This is a genomic window from Candidatus Omnitrophota bacterium (genome assembly GCA_030650275.1).
In the GTDB taxonomy this organism is placed as follows: Bacteria; Omnitrophota; Gorgyraeia; order Zapsychrales; family Fredricksoniimonadaceae; genus JACPXN01.
The window spans coordinates 38,723-56,905 of sequence record JAUSEK010000006.1 but is presented as its reverse complement, the minus strand read 5'-3'; the positions used below and the strand labels follow the sequence as shown (position 1 = coordinate 56,905).

Sequence of the window (18,183 nt, the reverse complement as noted above, 5' to 3'; positions counted from 1 at the left end):
TGAGCGTCGCAACCCAACCCTACTGAAGATCGTGGATGACCACCGCAGCCCCGCTCACTCGCTACGGCGCCCAATGAGGGGCGCGCTTCGCGAGCGGCGCTGCTACCGCCGCGGAGCTACACCACGGCCGGGGACACGACCTTTGACCAGGGCCGGACGGAACGTCGGCACATTCAGGTGCGAGGGTTTGAATTCATCGGGAAGGAGGCCGATCGCTATGAGGAAGCCTTCCTCGTGGATACGGCCTCAGACCTTCCCATTCGCTACGGCTCCGCTCAGCCATCAACGGTGGAATTGCAACTTGCCCTCGCTGCGGCCTCGGCGAAATTTGGCAACGCCGCGGTTGGTAGAGCGGTCGGCCTACCTCGATCAACCGTTGCCAAGCTGAAGAGCGGGAAGGCCCAACTCGCCCGCGGTCAATACCCCGGAATTACGGGAAGGCTCAGGACGTTGCAGGTGATTGAGGACGAATTCATTTCCCGCGAGAGCCAGGTGGTCGAAGGGTATCGGGAAGCAATTCGGCATCATGGCGGCCTACGAGCGGCGGCAAATGCGTTGGGTCTTGATCCATCGAATCTGAGGCGGCGGTTACGTCGTCACCTAGGCAGCTTGACCGAAAATTGATGGGTGTGGTCCCGACGTGCTCGTCGACCCGTCCTCGCTATACCCCCACGCAGGGGCGGAAAAGAACATCTTGTGAACAGAGAACAAACTAAGTACACCTGAGTCCGGCGGCGGGGAGAGCGATCTACCCCACCGGGTTGGCGGAATCATGGGATAGGGAGTGCTTGGTATGGCGTCTCAAACGGCATTGAAGCTCGTGGCACGAGAAGACGGTGACAAGCAGCGCGCGCTGGAAGCAGCGATGGCGCAGATCGATCGGGCCTTCGGCAAGGGCTCGGTGATGAAGCTTGGCGACAAGAGCCATATGGAGATCGAATCGGTCTCCACGGGCTCCCTGGGCCTGGACATCGCGCTGGGCATTGGCGGCCTGCCCAAGGGGCGGATCGTCGAGATCTACGGCCCGGAGAGCTCTGGCAAGACGACGCTCGCCCTGCACGTGGTGGCCGAGGTCCAGAAGGCCGGCGGCACCGCGGCCTTCGTGGACGCCGAGCACGCGCTGGATCCCTCCTACGCCAACAAGCTGGGCGTGAACCTGGATGAACTGCTGGTCTCCCAGCCGGACACCGGCGAACAGGCCCTGGAGATCGCTGAAACGCTGGTGCGTTCCAACGCCGTGGACCTGGTCGTCATCGATTCTGTCGCGGCTTTGACCCCGCGCGCGGAGATTGAAGGGGAAATGGGTGATTCCCACATGGGTTTGCAAGCACGGCTCATGTCGCAGGCCCTGCGCAAATTAACGGCCGCCATCAATAAATCGGGTACCTGTGTTATCTTCATCAACCAGATCCGCATGAAGATCGGGGTCATGTTCGGCAACCCGGAAACGACCACCGGCGGCAGGGCCTTGAAATTTTACGCGTCGGTGCGCATTGATCTTCGCAAGATCGAATCCATCAAGTCCGGCGAAGTGATCGTGGCCAACCGCGTCAAGGCCAAGGTCGTCAAGAACAAGGTCGCGCCGCCGTTTCGGGAAGCGGAATTCGAGATCCATTTCAATGAGGGCATTTCCAGGTCGAGCGACATCATTGACATGGGGTTAGCGCAGGACATCATCCAGAAAAGCGGGGCGTGGCTGTCGTTCGAGAATGAGAAGATCGGCCAGGGACGGGAAGCGACACGTCAATTCCTTAAAGACAATCCCAAGATCTCCGCGAAGGTTGAAAAGCAGATCATTGAGAAAATGAAGGCCAAGAAGGCCTGATGTTGTCCCCATGCCGGGCCGCGGCGTTACGTTTTTTGAAGATACGGCCCCGCAGCGTCAGGGAACTGGAAGTCAAGTTAAAGGACAAAGGGTTTGCCGCTTCGGAAATTGCGGAGGCGGTTGAATATTGCAGGCAGTCGCGTTTGCTCGACGACCGGGCTTTTACGGTGGCATGGGTCCAATACCGTCTGGCCCGGCCGTTTGGTTTTCAAAGGATCATCCGGGAACTTAAGGAAAAAGGGATCCAGGAGAGCATCATTGCCCAGGCCATAGGCCGCGCGAAAGAAGAATTCTCGGAAGAAGAGGCCGCCTGCACGCTGGCCCAACGCAGAGCCGAGCGTTTAACGGGCATTGACCCGGTCAAACGAAAGAAACGCGTCTTGGATTTTTTGGTCCGCCGGGGTTTCCCGATGGAAGCCGCGTATAAAGCCATCAAGAACATATGACTACTGATCAGATCCGGACAAAGTTTTTAGATTTTTTTAAGAGCAAGGGTCATACGGTCGTAGCCAGTGATTCGCTTGTCCCCAAGGACGATCCCACGGTGCTCTTTACCACCGCCGGCATGCAGCAGTTTAAGCCGCAGTTCCTGGGGCGTAACCTGACGTATACGCGCGCCGCCACCTGCCAGAAGTGTCTGCGTACGGATGACCTGGATGTGGTCGGCAAGACGGATTTTCATCACACGTTCTTTGAAATGCTGGGGAATTTTTCTTTCGGCGATTATTTCAAGAAAGACGCCATTCATTGGGCCTGGGAATTCCTGACTAAGGAAATGAAATTGCCCAAAGAAAAATTATGGGTCTCTGTTTATCAAGAGGATGCCGAGGCCTATGACATTTGGTTCAAAGAGGTCAAGGTCCCGGTGAACAGGATCATCAAATTGGGGGACAAAACCAATTTTTGGCCATCGGAAGCCAAAGAAAAAGGCCCCAATGGTCCGTGTGGGCCGTGTTCGGAAATATTTTATGATTACGGGGTCAATCCGAATTGCTCCAAAGGCAAGGACTGTGATCCTGAATGCTCCTGTGGCCGTTTTTCAGAGGTGTGGAACCTGGTGTTCACGCAATTCAACCGCAGAGAGGGAGGTATCCTTGATCCGTTGCCGTCTAAGAACATAGACACCGGCATGGGTTTGGAGCGTTTGGCCGCGGTGGTGCAGGGCAAGAAAAGTAATTATGAGACGGATATTTTTGCGCCGGTCTTAAAAGAGATCAAAGCGAAAGTCAAAGGGATCCCCGAACAGGACGCGCGGATCATCGCCGATCATATGCGAGCGGTCGTATTCGGTATCAGCGATGGTGTTGTGCCGTCCAACGAGGGCCGCGGCTATGTGGTGCGCAAACTCATCGTGGATATGACGGACCTGGCTGTGCGCGGCGGAGCGCAGAAACCCATTATCCATACGTTTGTGGACATTGTGGTTGAACGGATGGGCCAGCCTTATCCGGAATTGAGTGGCAAGGCCAATGAAATAAGAATCTTGGTCCAACGTATTGAAGATGCTTTTATCAAAGTTCGCAAAGAGAAATTGCCGGCATTAAGAAAAGAATTCAGAGATTGGATGGGCTTAGCTTTTGCTTCAGTGGAAGAACGCATAGAAAAGCTCGGTCAGATCATTTTTTTATATCGGGACACATATGGCTTAACATTAACGACAATTTTAAAAGAGGCCAAGAATTCTGAATTTGAATTAAATGACAGAGATCTTTCTGATGCGGTTAAAATTTATGAAGCCAAGATGGAAAAGCAGAAGAGCCGTTCGCGTGCCGGCAGCAAGATGACCGGTGATGTATTCGCGGATACCGGGTTGAAATTGGATGTGCCCAAGACGGAGTTTCTGGGATATTCTGTTTTGGAGACCAAAGCGACCGTATTGCAGGTTTTAGGAGAAGGCAGCCGGGTGAAAGTCATACTGGACCGCACGCCATTTTACGCCGAATCCGGCGGACAGGTCGGGGACACAGGGGTCCTGCGTTCTTCCGATGCCATTGTGAAAATCATTGATACGCACAAAATGAATGATGTGCATATCCATGAGGGTATTTTGGAACAGGGTGCTCTCAAAGAAGGCGATCAGGTCATGGCCCAGGTGGACTCGCCCCGCCGTCAGGCCATCATGCGCAATCACACGGCAACCCATTTATTGCAGGCGGCTTTGCGTGAGGTCTTGGGAACGCATATCAAACAACAGGGGTCCTTGGTGGCCACAGACCGTTTGCGTTTTGATTTTGCGCACCCGGGCGCTGTTAAACCGCAAGAGATCCAGAAAATTGAGAATCGTATCAATCGGTTCATTCAAAATGCCGATCAGGTCATGACCGAGGTCTTGCCGTTGGAAGAAGCGAAACAAAAAGGCGCGTTGGCGTTCTTTGCTGAAAAGTATGGCGATGTGGTGAGGGTCATTTCCATCGGGGATTATTCCCGGGAGTTTTGCGGGGGGACCCATTTGTCTTCTACCGCCCAAGTGGAAAGCATCAAGATCACAGGGGAAGGGTCCGTGGCCCAGGGTGTGCGCCGCGTGGAAGCGGTGACAGGCAAGGCCGCGGTTGAAGAGTTTCTGGCGCAGCAGCGGGTCCGGGACAATGCCCAGGAGCAAAGCGAACGCGCCAGGCAGTTGGAAAGAAAGAGACAGAACGAGCGCTTTGAGACGGTCAAATTGTCCGTTGATGACATCATCCGCGGCGCGCAAAAGGTCCATGGCGCGAGCGTCGTGACCTATTGCCTTCAAGACGCGGACATCGGGTCATTGCGGAAATTGTCCGACCTGTTGAAACAAAAATTATCGTCCGGGGTCTTCATCCTGGGTGCCAGGACGGACAAGGACGCGTCCCTGATCGTCACGGTCACCGACGACCTGGTCCAAAAGGGGATCAGGGCCAATGATATCGTCGGGCGCGTTGCCCCGCTTTTTGGCGGCACCGGCGGCGGCAGGCCGCAAATGGCCCAGGCCGGGAGCAAAGAACCACAGCAACTGGAAGCCGCGCTCGCGCGGGCCAAGGACATGGTGATCTTATGAAACTTGTTAAACAGACCGGACAGGGCATTGAAAGGATCTACAACCGTCACCTGTTGTTCCGCAAGAAATACGTGGAAGAAAAGGTGCGCGGGATCATTGACGACGTGCGTCTCAATGGCGATGAAGCGCTGATCAAATACACCCGCCGTTTTGACAGGGTCAAACTGGCCGTGCGCCAGTTGAGGGTGGCGGAAAGCGAGATCAGCATGGCCTTCCAGGACATTACGCCGGATTTCGTGCAGACGCTCAAGACCATCATCAATAATGTTTCGGTCTATTACAGAAAGCAGTTGAAAAAACCAAGCCGGGTCAACGGCCAGGACGGCGTGCTTCTCAAAGAGGAGATCAATCCCCTGGAGTCCGTCGGGATCTACATCCCCGCGGGCACAGCGCCCCTGGTGTCGTCCGTTTATATGACCGCGGTCCCGGCCATCATCGCCGGGGTCAGACGGATCGTCATCGTCACACCGCCCAATAAACAGGGCCAGGTGAACCCGTATATCCTGGCCGTGGCCAATCTTTTGAAGGTCAATGAGATCTACAAGCTCGGCGGGGCCCAGGCCATCGCGGCGCTGGCTTTAGGGACCAGGACCATCCCCAAGGTGGACAAGATCGTCGGTCCCGGCAACATGTACGTGACCGAGGCCAAACGCCAGTTGTTCGGCTATGTGGGCATTGACATGCTGGCCGGCCCAACGGAACTGGTCGTCATTGCCAACCGTTTCAGCGATCCGGATTTCGTCGTGGCAGACCTGGAAGCGCAGATGGAACATGCCGGCGGCGTGTCCATTCTGGTCACCACGTCCAAACAATTGATCAAAGAGGTGAGGAAACGGGTCAGTAAGGGATACTGCATTTATTGCAAGAACATGGACGAGGCCGTGGCCATCGTCAATCGCATCGCGCCTGAACATTTGCAGGTCCTGACCAATGATCCGGTGTCCATTGCCCGAAAGATCAAGAACGCGGGCGCGATCTTTTTGGGGCCGTACAGCCCAACGGCATTGGGCGATTACGTGGCCGGACCAAGCCATGTTTTGCCGACCATGGGCACGGCGCGATTTTTTTCGGGCTTGTGCCTGTCGGATTTCATGAAGACCAGCCATGTCCTGTCTTATTCCAAGAAAGCTCTGGAAAAGGTGCGCGAACCGCTGGAAAAGGTGGCGCATCTGGAGGGATTAACCAAACACGCGGATTCCGTTAACGTGAGGTTCAAATGAAAAAACGCACAGCAGAACTGGAACGCAAAAGCAAAGAAACGCAGATCAAGGTGGCTTTGAACATTGATGGGACGGGAAAGACAAAGATCAAGACGCCCATCGGGTTTTTGGACCACATGCTGGAACTGTTCGCGTTCCATGGCTATTTTGACCTGGACCTCAACGTGTCCGGTGATACGCACATTGACATCCACCACACCAACGAGGACATCGGTATTGCCTTAGGCAAGGCCTTTAAGAAGGCGCTCGGCGAGGAAAAGGCCGGCATCAGGCGCTTCGGCTTTGCTTTTGCGCCGATGGAAGCGACGGTGGGCCGCTGTGTCATTGACATTTCCGGTCGCGGGTATTTCAAGCTCGATTGTAAAGGTGTGATGCTTACCAAAAAAGGTACGGATGGGTATGAGTTTTCTCATTTTGAGCACTTTATGGAAAGTTTTGCCCATCAGTTGGGGGCAACGTTAAGTCTTACGTTGGAGAACCCCAGCAACGACTTACACACGAATTTGGAAACCATGTTTAAGTCGCTTGGGCTTGCTTTGGATATGGCCACAACCGTTGATCCTCGTCGTGTCGGCAAGGTTCCTTCCACTAAAGGGATCATTGATTAAACATGATCGCCATCGTTGATTACGGTATGGGGAATTTGAGGAGTGTGCAGAAAGCCCTGGAAAAGGTCGGGGCTGATGCGCGCATTACCCATGAGAGCCTTGAGATCAAGCGGGCTGATAAGGTTGTTTTGCCCGGCGTCGGTGCTATGGCCCCGGCCATGGACAAATTGCGTCAGTTGGGCTTGATTGAAACTATCCGTGAAGTTATCACCGCGGGCAAGCCATTTTTGGGCATTTGCTTAGGCATGCAATTGCTTTTTGAAAAAAGCACCGAAGGCGGGGACGTTGAGGGCCTGCGTATCCTCAAAGGCACGGTTGAGCGCTTCACCCAGGGCAAGGTTCCGCACATGGGCTGGAACCAGATCAAAATACAGCCGGCCGGTACCGCCATGTATCAAGGCGTTAACGACGGGGCAGACGTTTATTTTTGCCACTCGTATTATGTTGTTCCTGAAGACCCAAAGATCACAGCGTCTGTCACCGAATACGGTATTCCTTACGCGTCATCGGTGGCGGCCAGAAATATCTGGGGCGTGCAATTCCACCCGGAAAAAAGCCAGAGCGTGGGCCTGCGTATCCTAAAGAACTTTGCGGAGATCAAGACATGATCGTCATCCCGGCCATTGACCTCAAGGACGGGCAGGTCGTTCGTTTGTACAAAGGTAAATTTGATGATGTCACCGCGTATGATTTAAGTCCTGTGGAAACCGCGCAGAATTGGCAGGCCAAAGGAGCGAAACTCCTGCATGTGGTGGACTTGGACGGAGCACAGACTGGAATTATTAAGAACATCGCCATCATTAAGGCTATTGTCGAGAATGTGCAGATCCCTGTTCAAGTTGGGGGAGGCGTCCGTGATGAGGAAGTGGTTAAAAGTTTTCTGGAATCCGGAGTCAGTCGCGTGATCTTGGGAACAAGAGTGGTCGAAAACCAGATGTTTCTAGATAAAATGTTAGCGCAATGGGGCGAACGGATTATTGTCAGCATTGACTGTGCTAATGGTTTTGTGGCTCGGCGTGGATGGACGACCAGTGCCGATGTGCGTGGTATTGACTTGGCTCAAGAATTACAAGGTAGGGGTCTTAAGACCATTGTGTATACGGACATTGCTCGTGATGGGACCTTGCAGGGTTTAAATTTTGACGGTGTTCAGGAAATGTTAAAAACAGTGAACATGAATGTTATTGCCTCCGGTGGCGTATCATCAATTATGGATATTCAGCGCTGTGTATCTTTGACCAAACAGTTCAGTAATTTGTTTGGTGTTATTACCGGTAAGGCAATTTATGAAGGTAAATTAGATTTTAAAGAAGCTGTTGATCTGTTGAAATAGATTAACTGGATTCCCGCTTTCGCGGGAATGACAAAGGTTAAAGATTCTGGCTTGTCTTGCGAGGACGTCGCGCAGCCGGAGCGGGCAAGGTGTCCCTGAGTTTTTAGCACGAGTGGACGAGCGCAGGCGGAGAGCCGAGCGAGCCCTGACACGCTGGGGCAGGGCGAGCGTTCCGAAGCAAGGCAAGACAGAATATTCTAAAATATGCTCAATAAACGTATAATTCCCTGTCTGGATGTCAAAGACGGCCGGGTGGTCAAGGGGGTCAATTTTGTAGACCTCAAGGACGCCGGCGACCCGGTGGCCGTGGCCAAGGCCTACGATGAGCAGGGCGCGGATGAACTGGTATTTCTGGATATCACGGCCAGCCATGAGGGCCGCAAGATCTTTTTGGACGTGGTCGCCAAAACCGCCGAGCAGGTGTTCATGCCTTTGACCGTGGGCGGCGGCATCAATACCATCAAGGATATCCGTGACCTTTTGAATGCCGGCGCGGACAAGGTCTCCATCAATACGGCGGCCCTCAAGGACCCTGAATTCATCCGTGAAGCAGCGGACACCTTCGGCAGTCAGTGCATTGTCGTGGCCATTGACGCCAAACGCGTCGGGGACCCTCCGGGCCTACGGCCCGATAGGGCCGGAGGCCATTGGGAAGCGTTCACGCACGGAGGCCGTGTTCCCACGGGAAAAGATGTGTTGCGCTGGGCCAGCGAGGTTGCCGCGTTAGGGGCCGGAGAGATCCTTTTGACCAGCATGGACGCGGACGGGACGAAAAACGGTTATGACATTCCGCTGACCAAGGCGGTCTGTTCTGCGGTCAATATTCCGGTCATTGCTTCCGGCGGCGTCGGTACTTTGGAGCATTTCCGGGACGTGTTTGTTTCAACCGGCGCGGACGCGGCCTTGGCCGCTTCCGTGTTCCATTACGGGGAGTTGACGGTCGGCCAGGTGAAAGAATTCCTTAAACAAAAGAAAGTGAATGTCCGATGAACGAAATGGAAACCATCCAAATTACGAAAGACAATCTTGATAAACTCAAATTCACATCCGACGGTTTGATCCCGGCCATTGCGCAGGACCATAAAACCGGCGAGGTCTTGATGATGGCCTGGATGAACCTTGATTCGATCAAAGCAACACTTGAAGGCGGCAAGGCCTGTTATTGGTCGCGTTCGCGCAAGTCCTTTTGGGTCAAAGGGGAGACCTCCGGGCATTTTCAATTCGTCAAAGAAATTTATTATGATTGCGACGGTGATGCCCTGCTCATGAAGGTGGAGCAAATCGGGGCCGCCTGTCACACGAACAAACGCAGCTGTTTTTATAGGAAAATTACGTAGGGGCGATTCATGAATCGCCCGTACATACGTGAAAATTATGAATCATTTATCCAAACAGGAATTCTTGAAATTATCGGCCAAGGGCAATTTGATCCCCGTGTATAAAGAAGTGCTGGGGGATTGCCAGACCCCGGTGTCGGCGTATGTGCAGTTGGCGGGGAAGTCCAGGTATTCTTTCTTACTGGAGTCCGTTGAGGGTGAAGAAAAATTCGCCCGTTTCTCTTTTATTGCCCGCGACCCTGAAATGGTCATCAGCACCAAAGGCCGTCAGGCCCGGATCATCCATTTGGGGAAAGGCAGAACAGTCCGTCAGACGCGGACGATCGACGGGTCTCCTCTGGACCTTTTAAGGGAGTTCATGAAAGATTATAAGGCCGTGAGCGTTCCGTCTTTACCGCGTTTTTACGGCGGCATGGTCGGTTTCTTAAGTTACGATGGCGTGCGTTTTTTTGAGCGCCTGCCCCAAACAGCCAAGGATGATCTGGATCTGCCGGACATGGTTTTCGTGCTGGCTAAAAATTTGGTCATTTTTGACCATCGCCACCATACGATCAAGGCGGTTTCCTGTGTCCATCTTTCTTCAAAGGACAGCCCGGCGCAAAAGGCGCACAAATATGACGCGGCAATGACGATCATTGAGGCCGTTATCCGCGATTTGAACAAACCCTTCGCCGTGAAAAAAAACAGGATCTCCAAAGTGAAATTGCCGGTCAGATCCAATTGCACGCCCGGCCGTTTCAAGGCCATGGTGGAAAAGGCCAAGGAACATATCATGACCGGGGATGTCATCCAGGTTGTCCTGTCCCAGCGTTTTGAAATTCCCACCCGTGTCAGTCCTTTTGACATCTACCGTTCTTTGAGGGCCTTGAACCCGTCGCCGTATATGTTCTATTTGAATTTTGACGGCCTGCATCTGGTGGGCGCGTCGCCCGAACTGCTGGTGCGTTGTGAACAGGGCCTGGTCGAGACCCGTCCCATTGCCGGCACCAGGCCGCGCGGCAAAGACGACGCCGAAGATGAGGCCTTGAAAAAAGATCTTCTGGCTGATCCCAAGGAAAAAGCCGAACATGTCATGCTGGTGGATCTGGGCCGCAATGACCTTGGCCGCGTGTGCGAGAAGGGAAGCGTGCGGCTTTCGGAATTCATGGGTGTTGAAAAATATTCCCATGTCATGCATATTGTCAGCAATGTGCAGGGCCGTTTGCGCAAAGACAAGGACGCTTTGGATGTCCTGCAAGCCGCGTTCCCGGCGGGCACAGTGTCCGGGGCGCCTAAGATACGCGCCATGGAGATCATCGAGGACTTGGAAAAGGTCAAACGCGGACCTTATGCCGGGGCCGTCGGATATTTTAGTTTTTCGAAAAACCTTGATACTTGCATCACGATCCGTACAATTGTTGTCCGTAACAGCAAGGCCTATGTCCAGGCCGGGGCCGGCATTGTCGCTGATTCCGACCCGGCCAAAGAATATACGGAAACCGTCAACAAAGCCAAAGCGCAGATCAAAGCCATTGAAATGGCTCATCAATGAAAGGAAAATAAAAATGGAAGTTCGTATCAGGTTGCAAAAAGCAGGGAAGGTCGCCAATAAGGCCTACAATTACCGCATCGTGGCCATGGCCGGCCAAGAAGGCCGTGACGGCCGCAGTTTGGAAATTCTCGGTCATTACGATCCGGCCAAGAAACCCGCGGTGTTCTCGTTGAACAAAGCGAAGGTCCAGGCATGGGTGGCCAAAGGCGCGCAAATGAGCGATACCGTGCGCAGTTTAATGAAAAAAACGAAGTAGAGACGCAGCAATGCTGCGTCTGTACGTGAAAGGATAATTTATGCCTCAACAGGCGTCTTTTTCAAGCATGATGGTGCCGTATGTGGTTATCATCGGGATATTTTATTTTCTGGTGTTCAGGCCTGAACAGCAACGGCGTAAGAAAACCAAGCAAATGCTCGAGAATTTAAAGAAGAACGACGAGGTGGTCACGACCTCCGGCATTCACGGCACGGTCATCATTGTCAAGGACAAGACCGTGGTGGTCCGGGTGGATGAGCATTCCCGCATTGAGTTTGACCGGGAGGCCATTGCCACGGTCAAAGCCGATGCGGTTAAACCGGAAATAGTGAAGTGAAAGGGATGATATGAGTGCGGATTTGCGCAAACGGATATTCATTGTTTTAGCGGTTGTCGTTGTTTCTCTGGCCTGCCTTTTCCCCATTAACAAACGCATCAATCTGGGGCTGGACCTTAAAGGCGGGATGCACCTTGTTTTGAAGGTGGATAATGATAATCTTGCCGATGATAACGCCAAGAATGATGCCGTGCTGCGTTCCATAGAGATCTTGCGTAACCGCCTGGATGGGATCGGTGTCGGGGAAACCCTGATCCAGCGTCAGGGGGAAAACCAGATCCTGGTGCAATTGCCGGGAGTGACCGACCGTAACAAGGCCCTGGAAATGGTCGGCCGCGTAGCGCACTTGGAATTCCGCCTGGTCAATGGCGATGCCCAACAATTCAAGGACGCCATTGCCGGCAATGTGCCCGAGGGCTATGAGTTGATGGCGCAGAAAGAAGGCGGGAGCATTCTGGTGACCAAGGAAGCGGCCATGGGCGGGGAAGCGATCAAGGATGCCCATGTTGATTTTGACAGCGATACCGGCATGCAGCCGAAGATCTCTCTTGCGTTCAACGCCGAGGGCGCCAGGGCCTTTGGCGATCTGACCAGTGCCCATGTCAATGAGCGCCTGGCCATTGTTCTGGACAATGAAGTGTTGTCCGCTCCCAATATCCGCGAACCCATTTTAAGTGGCACCGCGGAGATCACCGGCGAATTCAAATTTGAAGAAGCGTCCATGCTGGCTTTGGCGCTGCGCGCCGGGGCCCTGCCTGTTCCCATGCATGTGGAAGAAGAACGCACGGTTGATCCCTTATTAGGGAAGGACTCCATTGAAGCCGGCGTTAAGGCCACGATCCTGGGCGGTATTTTGATCGTCATCTTCATGTCCGTTTATTATTTCATCGGCGGCCTCATCGCTTCCCTGGCTTTAGCGATCAATTTGCTGATGATCTTGGGCGGCATGGGTTTGATCAATATCCTGATGCCTGATTCGCAGGTGACATTGACCTTGCCGGGCATCGCCGGTATCATTTTGACTTTAGGCATGGCGGTGGACGCCAACGTTCTGATCAATGAACGTATCCGCGAAGAGCTGGCCAACGGGCGGCCTTTGAGTGCTGCGATCAGCGCCGGCTACGCGCGGGCATGGTCCGCCATCCTGGACTCGCACGTGACCTCTTTGATCGCCGGTTTCATGCTCTTCCAATTCGGTTCCGGCCCCATCAAGGGTTTTGCCGTGACCCTTTCCATCGGTTTGATCGCCAGCTTGTTCACTTCCATTTATATCACCCGCACCATGTTCAACGGGCTCATCGGGACGGGCGTTGTCAAAGCGCTTCCGATGATGCATATTTTTACCAAACCGAATTTCAATTTTTTGAACAAGAAAAACATCTGTTTTGTTTTGTCCGCTGTTTTATTGGTCGCGGGGATGGGGCATTTATTCCAGAAAAAAGACGCGGCCTACGGCATTGATTTTGCCGGCGGGCAGATCCAGGAGTTCAAGTTCAGCAAGCCGGTGTCCGCGGATGATCTGCGGGCGATGTTCAAGGAAGAAAAATTGGAACATGCCGTTATCCAGACATTTTCCAACGCTCCGCAGAACGTGATCATCCGCACGCCGGAAGACACGCATGAGCAGGTGACGGCTATCTTAAAGAGCAGAATGACGGACAACGCGTTCAAGGTTTTGCGTATTGAGAAGGTCGGGCCTGTCGTGGGCCAGGCCTTGCGCGCCAAGGCCATCTATGCCATTGTGCTCGCACTTCTGGGCATGCTCATCTATGTGGGCTTTCGGTTCAAGCATTTCGATTTCGCGGCAGCGGCTGTGATCGCCATTTTTCACGATGTGCTGATCACGCTGGGACTGGTGGTCCTGGCCGGCCGCCAGGTGGACCTGCTGGTCGTGACCGCCTTAATGACCGTGGCCGGTTATTCCATCAACGATTCCATCATCATTTATGACCGCGTCAGGGAGAACGTGCCCAAATCCCGCAATAAAACACTTTCCGAGATCATCAACGAGAGCATCAACCAGACCCTGGGACGGACCATCCTGACCACGTTCGTGACCCTTTTGTCTGTTTTTGCCCTGTATTTTGTCGGCGGGGAAGTGCTCAACACCTTCGCTCTGGTGCTGGCCATCGGGTTTGTTTTCGGGACCTATTCGACGGTGTATATTGTTTCGCCGCTGTTTTTGATGTGGCATGGTCATAAGAAATGGTAGCGTTCAAATCCCTGGAATTTCTGGTTGACCAAAAGGTCAACATTGAGGAAACCCTCCACAACTTGGCCGCCTTTGGTTATACCAGGGCGGCTAAGGTCTTTAAGGAGGGCGAATTCGCCCATCGCGGCGGGGTGCTGGACATTTTCCCTTTGAATTTTGAAGTCCCGGTTCGTTTGGACATTGAAGATGATATCGTCCGCGTCATCACCGGTTTTGATCCGGCAACGGCCAAGGCTGTTGAATACCACCAGATCGTCCTCATCCTGCCATTTAAGGCGCAGTCCTTTCCGTTCTCCTCTGAAGCCCCCTTGAACAGTTTCGTGGATATCCAGCAGGGCGATTATGTCGTCCATAACAATCACGGCATTGGCCGTTTTTTAGGCATCCGAGAATTTGACGTTGACGACCAGAAACGTCAGCACCTGATCATTGAATACAAGGGAGGGGACAAACTGTTCGTCCCGCGCCATGACGTGCATCTGGTGCAGAAATACGTTTCTTTCACCAAACGTCCGGCGAAGCTCAACCGGTTGGGCAGTAAAGAATGGCTGGCCACCCGCCGGGCTGTTGAAAAGAAATTGCGGATGCTGGCCGCCGAGATGCTGCGCACTCAGGCCTTGCGCGCGCAATTGGCCGGATTCACGTTTTCCAAAGACGCGCCCTGGCAGAAAGACTTTGAAGCCCGTTTTCCTTATCAGGAAACCCCGGACCAGGCGCGCGCGGTCGTTGAAACCAAAAAAGACATGGAGTCGCTCAAACCCATGGACCGGCTCATTTGCGGGGATGTGGGCTATGGCAAGACGGAAGTGGCCATGCGCGCGGCGTTCAAGGCGGTCATGGACCATAAACAGGTGGCGATCCTGGTCCCGACGACGATCCTAGCTGAACAGCATTTTTATAATTTTCAGCAGCGGTTGAAGGATTTTCCGGTGCAGGTGGCCATGATCAGCCGTTTCCGCACCAGACATGAACAGGCGGATATCCTGCGCGGTCTGAAAGAAGGAAAGGTTGACATCATCATCGGCACCCATCGGCTTTTGTCCAAAGACGTGGACTTTAAGGACCTGGGACTGGTGATCGTGGACGAAGAACAGCGTTTCGGCGTCAAATCCAAGGAAAAATTGAAACATCTGCGCCTTTTGGCGGATGTCCTGACGCTCTCGGCCACGCCCATCCCGCGCACGTTGTATATGGCCCTTTCCGGCGCGCGGGACATGTCGGTCATTTCAACACCGCCGACCAACCGTCTCGCGGTCGAGACCAGGACGATCGGCAATGATGAGGACATCATTCAACAGGCCATTGAACGGGAGCTCAACCGCCGCGGCCAGGTATTTTTCCTGCATAACCGCGTGGACAATATTGATACGATCGCGGATCTCGTACGGCGTCTGGCGCCGCGGGCCCGGGTCGCGGTGGCCCACGGCCAAATGTCCGGTAGGATTTTGGAAGAAATTATGTTAAAATTCCTCAAACATGAGGTGGATGTCCTGGTCTGCACGACGATCATTGAATCGGGAATTGACGTGCCTTCGGCCAACACGCTCATCGTCAACCGCGCGGACAAATTCGGCCTTGCCGAACTGCATCAATTGCGCGGCCGGGTGGGCCGTTTGAACGTCCAGGCCTATACCTATCTGGTCGTGCCGCCCGAACAGACGCTTTCGGAGGTCTCCAGGCAGCGTTTGCGCGCCATTGAAAAGCACAGCGACCTGGGCGCGGGGTTCCATATTGCTTTTAACGACTTGCAGATCCGGGGGGCGGGCAATTTGCTGGGCACCCAACAGCACGGGTTCATCACATCCATCGGTTTTGACCTGTATTGCCGGCTTTTAAAAGAATCCATCGAACATCTCAAAAAAGAACTGGAGCCAAAGACCAATGAACCTACGCTCGCCCGCGTTTAGATCCATTTTAACCTTCGCGTTTTTCATTCCTACGGTCACGGCCATGGCCGCGCCGCTCAATGACACCATCATCGCCATCGTCAACAGCGAGGCCATCACCCTCAAAGATTTGCGCGATTATATCGGCAGCATTTACCGGCAGTTAAAGGTGGAGAACAAAAGCGCGCAGGAGATCAATGAGATCATGGCCACCTACGAGCAAAAGGGCGTCAATCAACTCATTGAGGACAGGTTGATCATGGCCGCGGCGAACGAAAAGGGGCTGGAGATAAGGCAGGAAGCGGTGAACAAGCGCTTAAAAGAGATCAAAGACCGTTATTCCAATGAAGATGCGTTTGTGGCGGCCCTCAGCACCCAGGGTATGACCATCACCGACCTGAAGAATAAAGCCATCAATCAGATGAAAGCGCATTATATCGTGGACATTGAGGTTAAACAAAAAATATTCGTCAATCCGCAGGACGTGACCAAATATTACGAAGCGCACCAGGATGATTTTGTGCGTAAGACCAGGTATAATCTGCAGTCCATTTACATTTCTTTTGATAAAGGCAAAGACGAGGCCCGCAAACAGGCGATGGAAGCCCATTCCCGTCTTGTGGCCGGTGAGGATTTTGAGAAACTGCGTCAGGAATATTCCGAACTTTCTTCTGTCGGCGCCATCGAAGAGGGGCAGATGGTCCCAGCGGTCGAGAAAGTCGTTTTCGGCCTTAAATTGGACGAGGTCTCCAGGCCCGTGGAAGTTGAGGCCGGGGTTTATGTTTTCAAAGTGACGGGCATTTCTCCCGGGCATAAGGCCTCGCTGGTCGAGGCCAAGAACGACATCTACAACCGGCTTTACGATGAGGTATTCCAGAAGAAGTTCAAGGAATGGATCGATAAACTGCGTAAAAAATCCTATGTCGAAGTCCGCGGTTAAGGTCATCGGCATCACCATGGGCGACCCTTCAGGCATTGGGCCGGAGGTCATCCGCAAGGCCTTAAAAAAAGGCCGTTTCCCGTCCTACGCCGCGTTCGTGCTCGTCGGCAGTCAGAAACTTTTCAAAGGCATTCCCGTTGAGGTCGTTGACATTGCTTACCGGACACCGGGGGAAGGCGCTTTAAAGTCCTTGGAGAGGGCGGTGGCCTTGGTCAAAGGCGGTATAGTCGACGCCCTGGTCACGGCGCCCTTGTCCAAGGAAGCGGTCAGCCGTTACCAAAAGGATTTCCGCGGGCACACGGAATACCTGGCCCGGGCCTTTGGCGTCAAGCGCTTTGACATGATGTTTGTTTCGCCCCGCGTGCGTATTTCCCTGGTCACGCGTCATGTTCCGCTAAAAAACGTTCCTGCTCTGATCACCAAGAAAGCGGTCCTGAATTCCATAACGTTGATGGATGAAACGTTGAAGCGGCATTTTCACATTCGCAATCCCCGCATCGCTGTTTTGGGCTTAAATCCCCATGCCGGGGAGGGCGGTTTGCTGGGACATGAAGATCTTCGCGCGATATTGCCGGCCATCCGTTTGGCCCGACAGCGGGGCATTAAGGCGCAGGGCCCTTTTCCGGCGGATACATTTTTTTGTCACGATAAAGGCTTCGACGGTATTGTGGCCATGTATCATGACCAGGGACTGGCTCCGGTCAAGGGTATGTATTTTAAAGAATTGGTTAACTTTACCGCCGGCCTGCCTTTTGTGCGCACCTCCCCGGTGCACGGTACCGCGTTTGATATTGCCGGACAGGGCATCGCGGATCCGTCCTCAATGATCGCCGCCATCCAACTCGCCTGTGAACTTTCATGAAAGCGCCTCTGGGGCAGAATTTCCTCAATGACCAAAGGGTTTTGCACAAGATCGTTGAGGCCGGTACCTTCACGCCGCAGGACACTATTGTTGAGATCGGGCCGGGGAAGGGCTCTTTGACGCGTTTGCTTGCAGCGCGTCTGAAAACTTTGTATGCCGTTGAGTATGACAGAAACCTGCTACCCGCCCTGCATGCGGAATTTGACGGCGGTCCTGTCCATATCATTCACGCGGATTTCTTGAATTGGGACTTCAAAGGGGTACCGGCGCCTGTCAAGATCGTCGGCAACATCCCGTATTACATTTCAACGCCCATTATCGAACATTTGCTGGAACATCGCGCGCATATTACAGAAGCATTCCTGACGGTGCAGAAAGAATTCGGCGAACGTCTGGCCGCCAGGCCGGGAGGAAAGGATTACGGTTCTTTGAGTTGTTTTGTCCAGTATTACGCTGAGGTTAAGGTCTTATTTAAGATCAAGAACACCTGTTTTACTCCACCGCCGAAGGTGGATTCGTGTTTTGTCCACCTTGCCTTTCATCCCAAAGCCATTTATCATCCCAAGGATGAACCAAAAATGTTCACCATGATCCGCACGGCCTTCACCCAGCGGCGCAAGACTATTGTGAATGCTTTATCTCCGCTGGCGGATAAAGAGAGATTGTCCGCTGTCCTGACCCGGCTGGACCTGTCACCCAAGGCCCGTCCGGAGACATTAAGTTTGCAGAATTATGTCGATATCAGCGACTTGCTTTGTTAAACTAAGGTAAAGGTAGCACCTGCCTTCTTTAAAGAAGGCAGGTGCTACCTTTACTG

17 protein-coding genes are annotated in these 18,183 nt (G+C 53.4%); all 17 read left to right on the top strand.

The genetic code is table 11. The features are described 5' to 3' along the window. The first annotated feature begins 793 nt into the window (after nucleotides 1–793). The 17 genes from recA (at nucleotide 794) to rsmA (ending at nucleotide 18,127) form a co-directional block, all read left to right on the top strand. Entirely contained in the window at nucleotides 794–1,825 is a 1,032-nt protein-coding gene (gene recA, locus Q7K71_02070) for a recombinase RecA (protein ID MDO8674889.1), read from the top strand. Then, a complete protein-coding gene (locus tag Q7K71_02065) occupies nucleotides 1,825–2,271 on the top strand; it encodes a regulatory protein RecX (protein ID MDO8674888.1) in 447 nt (148 codons plus the stop codon). Before recA ends, Q7K71_02065 begins: the two co-directional genes overlap by 1 nt. Then, a complete protein-coding gene (gene alaS, locus Q7K71_02060; protein MDO8674887.1) occupies nucleotides 2,268–4,844 on the top strand; it encodes an alanine--tRNA ligase in 2,577 nt (858 codons plus the stop codon). Before Q7K71_02065 ends, alaS begins: the two co-directional genes overlap by 4 nt. Next, nucleotides 4,841–6,064, top strand: coding sequence for a histidinol dehydrogenase (hisD, locus tag Q7K71_02055; GenBank protein MDO8674886.1), 1,224 nt, complete (start codon nucleotides 4,841–4,843; stop codon nucleotides 6,062–6,064). The genes alaS and hisD overlap by 4 nt, the downstream gene beginning before the upstream one ends. After that, nucleotides 6,061–6,672, top strand: a complete 612-nt coding sequence (locus tag Q7K71_02050) for an imidazoleglycerol-phosphate dehydratase (protein MDO8674885.1) — start codon at nucleotides 6,061–6,063, stop codon at nucleotides 6,670–6,672. The genes hisD and Q7K71_02050 overlap by 4 nt, the downstream gene beginning before the upstream one ends. 2 nt (nucleotides 6,673–6,674) lie before the next feature. Further along, a complete protein-coding gene (gene hisH, locus Q7K71_02045) occupies nucleotides 6,675–7,280 on the top strand; it encodes an imidazole glycerol phosphate synthase subunit HisH (GenBank protein MDO8674884.1) in 606 nt (201 codons plus the stop codon). After that, the gene (gene hisA / locus Q7K71_02040; protein ID MDO8674883.1) at nucleotides 7,277–8,005 is read left to right on the top strand and encodes a 1-(5-phosphoribosyl)-5-[(5-phosphoribosylamino)methylideneamino]imidazole-4-carboxamide isomerase; all 729 of its coding nucleotides are present in this window, start codon (nucleotides 7,277–7,279) and stop codon (nucleotides 8,003–8,005) included. Before hisH ends, hisA begins: the two co-directional genes overlap by 4 nt. Nucleotides 8,006–8,209: 204 nt before the next feature. After that, on the top strand, nucleotides 8,210–8,995 hold the full coding sequence (hisF, locus tag Q7K71_02035) for an imidazole glycerol phosphate synthase subunit HisF (protein MDO8674882.1): 786 nt from the start codon (nucleotides 8,210–8,212) through the stop codon (nucleotides 8,993–8,995). Next, a complete protein-coding gene (hisI, locus tag Q7K71_02030; GenBank protein ID MDO8674881.1) occupies nucleotides 8,992–9,342 on the top strand; it encodes a phosphoribosyl-AMP cyclohydrolase in 351 nt (116 codons plus the stop codon). Before hisF ends, hisI begins: the two co-directional genes overlap by 4 nt. Nucleotides 9,343–9,379: 37 nt before the next feature. Next, entirely contained in the window at nucleotides 9,380–10,873 is a 1,494-nt protein-coding gene (trpE, locus tag Q7K71_02025; GenBank protein ID MDO8674880.1) for an anthranilate synthase component I, read from the top strand. Nucleotides 10,874–10,886: 13 nt separating this feature from the next. Continuing rightward, on the top strand, nucleotides 10,887–11,129 hold the full coding sequence (rpsP, locus tag Q7K71_02020; protein ID MDO8674879.1) for a 30S ribosomal protein S16: 243 nt from the start codon (nucleotides 10,887–10,889) through the stop codon (nucleotides 11,127–11,129). A 40-nt stretch (nucleotides 11,130–11,169) separates the two neighbouring features. Beyond that, complete coding sequence (yajC, locus tag Q7K71_02015; GenBank protein MDO8674878.1) at nucleotides 11,170–11,466, top strand: preprotein translocase subunit YajC; 297 nt, start codon at nucleotides 11,170–11,172, stop codon at nucleotides 11,464–11,466. Between the two features lie 10 nt (nucleotides 11,467–11,476). Beyond that, entirely contained in the window at nucleotides 11,477–13,678 is a 2,202-nt protein-coding gene (gene secD, locus Q7K71_02010; protein MDO8674877.1) for a protein translocase subunit SecD, read from the top strand. Continuing rightward, complete coding sequence (gene mfd, locus Q7K71_02005) at nucleotides 13,672–15,585, top strand: transcription-repair coupling factor (protein MDO8674876.1); 1,914 nt, start codon at nucleotides 13,672–13,674, stop codon at nucleotides 15,583–15,585. Before secD ends, mfd begins: the two co-directional genes overlap by 7 nt. Continuing rightward, nucleotides 15,560–16,504 carry a peptidyl-prolyl cis-trans isomerase gene (locus Q7K71_02000; protein ID MDO8674875.1) on the top strand — a complete coding sequence of 315 codons (945 nt, stop codon included), beginning with the start codon at nucleotides 15,560–15,562 and terminating at the stop codon, nucleotides 16,502–16,504. Before mfd ends, Q7K71_02000 begins: the two co-directional genes overlap by 26 nt. Next, nucleotides 16,485–17,366, top strand: a complete 882-nt coding sequence (gene pdxA, locus Q7K71_01995) for a 4-hydroxythreonine-4-phosphate dehydrogenase PdxA (protein MDO8674874.1) — start codon at nucleotides 16,485–16,487, stop codon at nucleotides 17,364–17,366. Before Q7K71_02000 ends, pdxA begins: the two co-directional genes overlap by 20 nt. Continuing rightward, nucleotides 17,363–18,127, top strand: a complete 765-nt coding sequence (gene rsmA / locus Q7K71_01990; protein MDO8674873.1) for a 16S rRNA (adenine(1518)-N(6)/adenine(1519)-N(6))-dimethyltransferase RsmA — start codon at nucleotides 17,363–17,365, stop codon at nucleotides 18,125–18,127. The genes pdxA and rsmA overlap by 4 nt, the downstream gene beginning before the upstream one ends. The last annotated feature ends 56 nt before the right edge of the window (nucleotides 18,128–18,183 follow it).

Excerpts from the sequence above, each read along its gene's own strand:
- hisI (MDO8674881.1), top strand. The coding sequence starts at position 8,992 with ATGAACGAAATGGAAACCATCCAAATTACGAAAGACAATCTTGATAAA.
- secD (MDO8674877.1), top strand. The coding sequence starts at position 11,477 with ATGAGTGCGGATTTGCGCAAACGGATATTCATTGTTTTAGCGGTTGTC.
- recA (MDO8674889.1), top strand. The coding sequence starts at position 794 with ATGGCGTCTCAAACGGCATTGAAGCTCGTGGCACGAGAAGACGGTGAC.
- hisD (MDO8674886.1), top strand. The coding sequence starts at position 4,841 with ATGAAACTTGTTAAACAGACCGGACAGGGCATTGAAAGGATCTACAAC.
- hisF (MDO8674882.1), top strand. The coding sequence starts at position 8,210 with ATGCTCAATAAACGTATAATTCCCTGTCTGGATGTCAAAGACGGCCGG.
- mfd (MDO8674876.1), top strand. The coding sequence starts at position 13,672 with ATGGTAGCGTTCAAATCCCTGGAATTTCTGGTTGACCAAAAGGTCAAC.
- hisA (MDO8674883.1), top strand. The coding sequence starts at position 7,277 with ATGATCGTCATCCCGGCCATTGACCTCAAGGACGGGCAGGTCGTTCGT.
- trpE (MDO8674880.1), top strand. The coding sequence starts at position 9,380 with ATGAATCATTTATCCAAACAGGAATTCTTGAAATTATCGGCCAAGGGC.
- Q7K71_02050 (MDO8674885.1), top strand. The coding sequence starts at position 6,061 with ATGAAAAAACGCACAGCAGAACTGGAACGCAAAAGCAAAGAAACGCAG.
- pdxA (MDO8674874.1), top strand. The coding sequence starts at position 16,485 with ATGTCGAAGTCCGCGGTTAAGGTCATCGGCATCACCATGGGCGACCCT.
- hisH (MDO8674884.1), top strand. The coding sequence starts at position 6,675 with ATGATCGCCATCGTTGATTACGGTATGGGGAATTTGAGGAGTGTGCAG.
- yajC (MDO8674878.1), top strand. The coding sequence starts at position 11,170 with ATGCCTCAACAGGCGTCTTTTTCAAGCATGATGGTGCCGTATGTGGTT.
- rsmA (MDO8674873.1), top strand. The coding sequence starts at position 17,363 with ATGAAAGCGCCTCTGGGGCAGAATTTCCTCAATGACCAAAGGGTTTTG.
- Q7K71_02000 (MDO8674875.1), top strand. The coding sequence starts at position 15,560 with ATGAACCTACGCTCGCCCGCGTTTAGATCCATTTTAACCTTCGCGTTT.
- rpsP (MDO8674879.1), top strand. The coding sequence starts at position 10,887 with ATGGAAGTTCGTATCAGGTTGCAAAAAGCAGGGAAGGTCGCCAATAAG.
- Q7K71_02065 (MDO8674888.1), top strand. The coding sequence starts at position 1,825 with ATGTTGTCCCCATGCCGGGCCGCGGCGTTACGTTTTTTGAAGATACGG.
- alaS (MDO8674887.1), top strand. The coding sequence starts at position 2,268 with ATGACTACTGATCAGATCCGGACAAAGTTTTTAGATTTTTTTAAGAGC.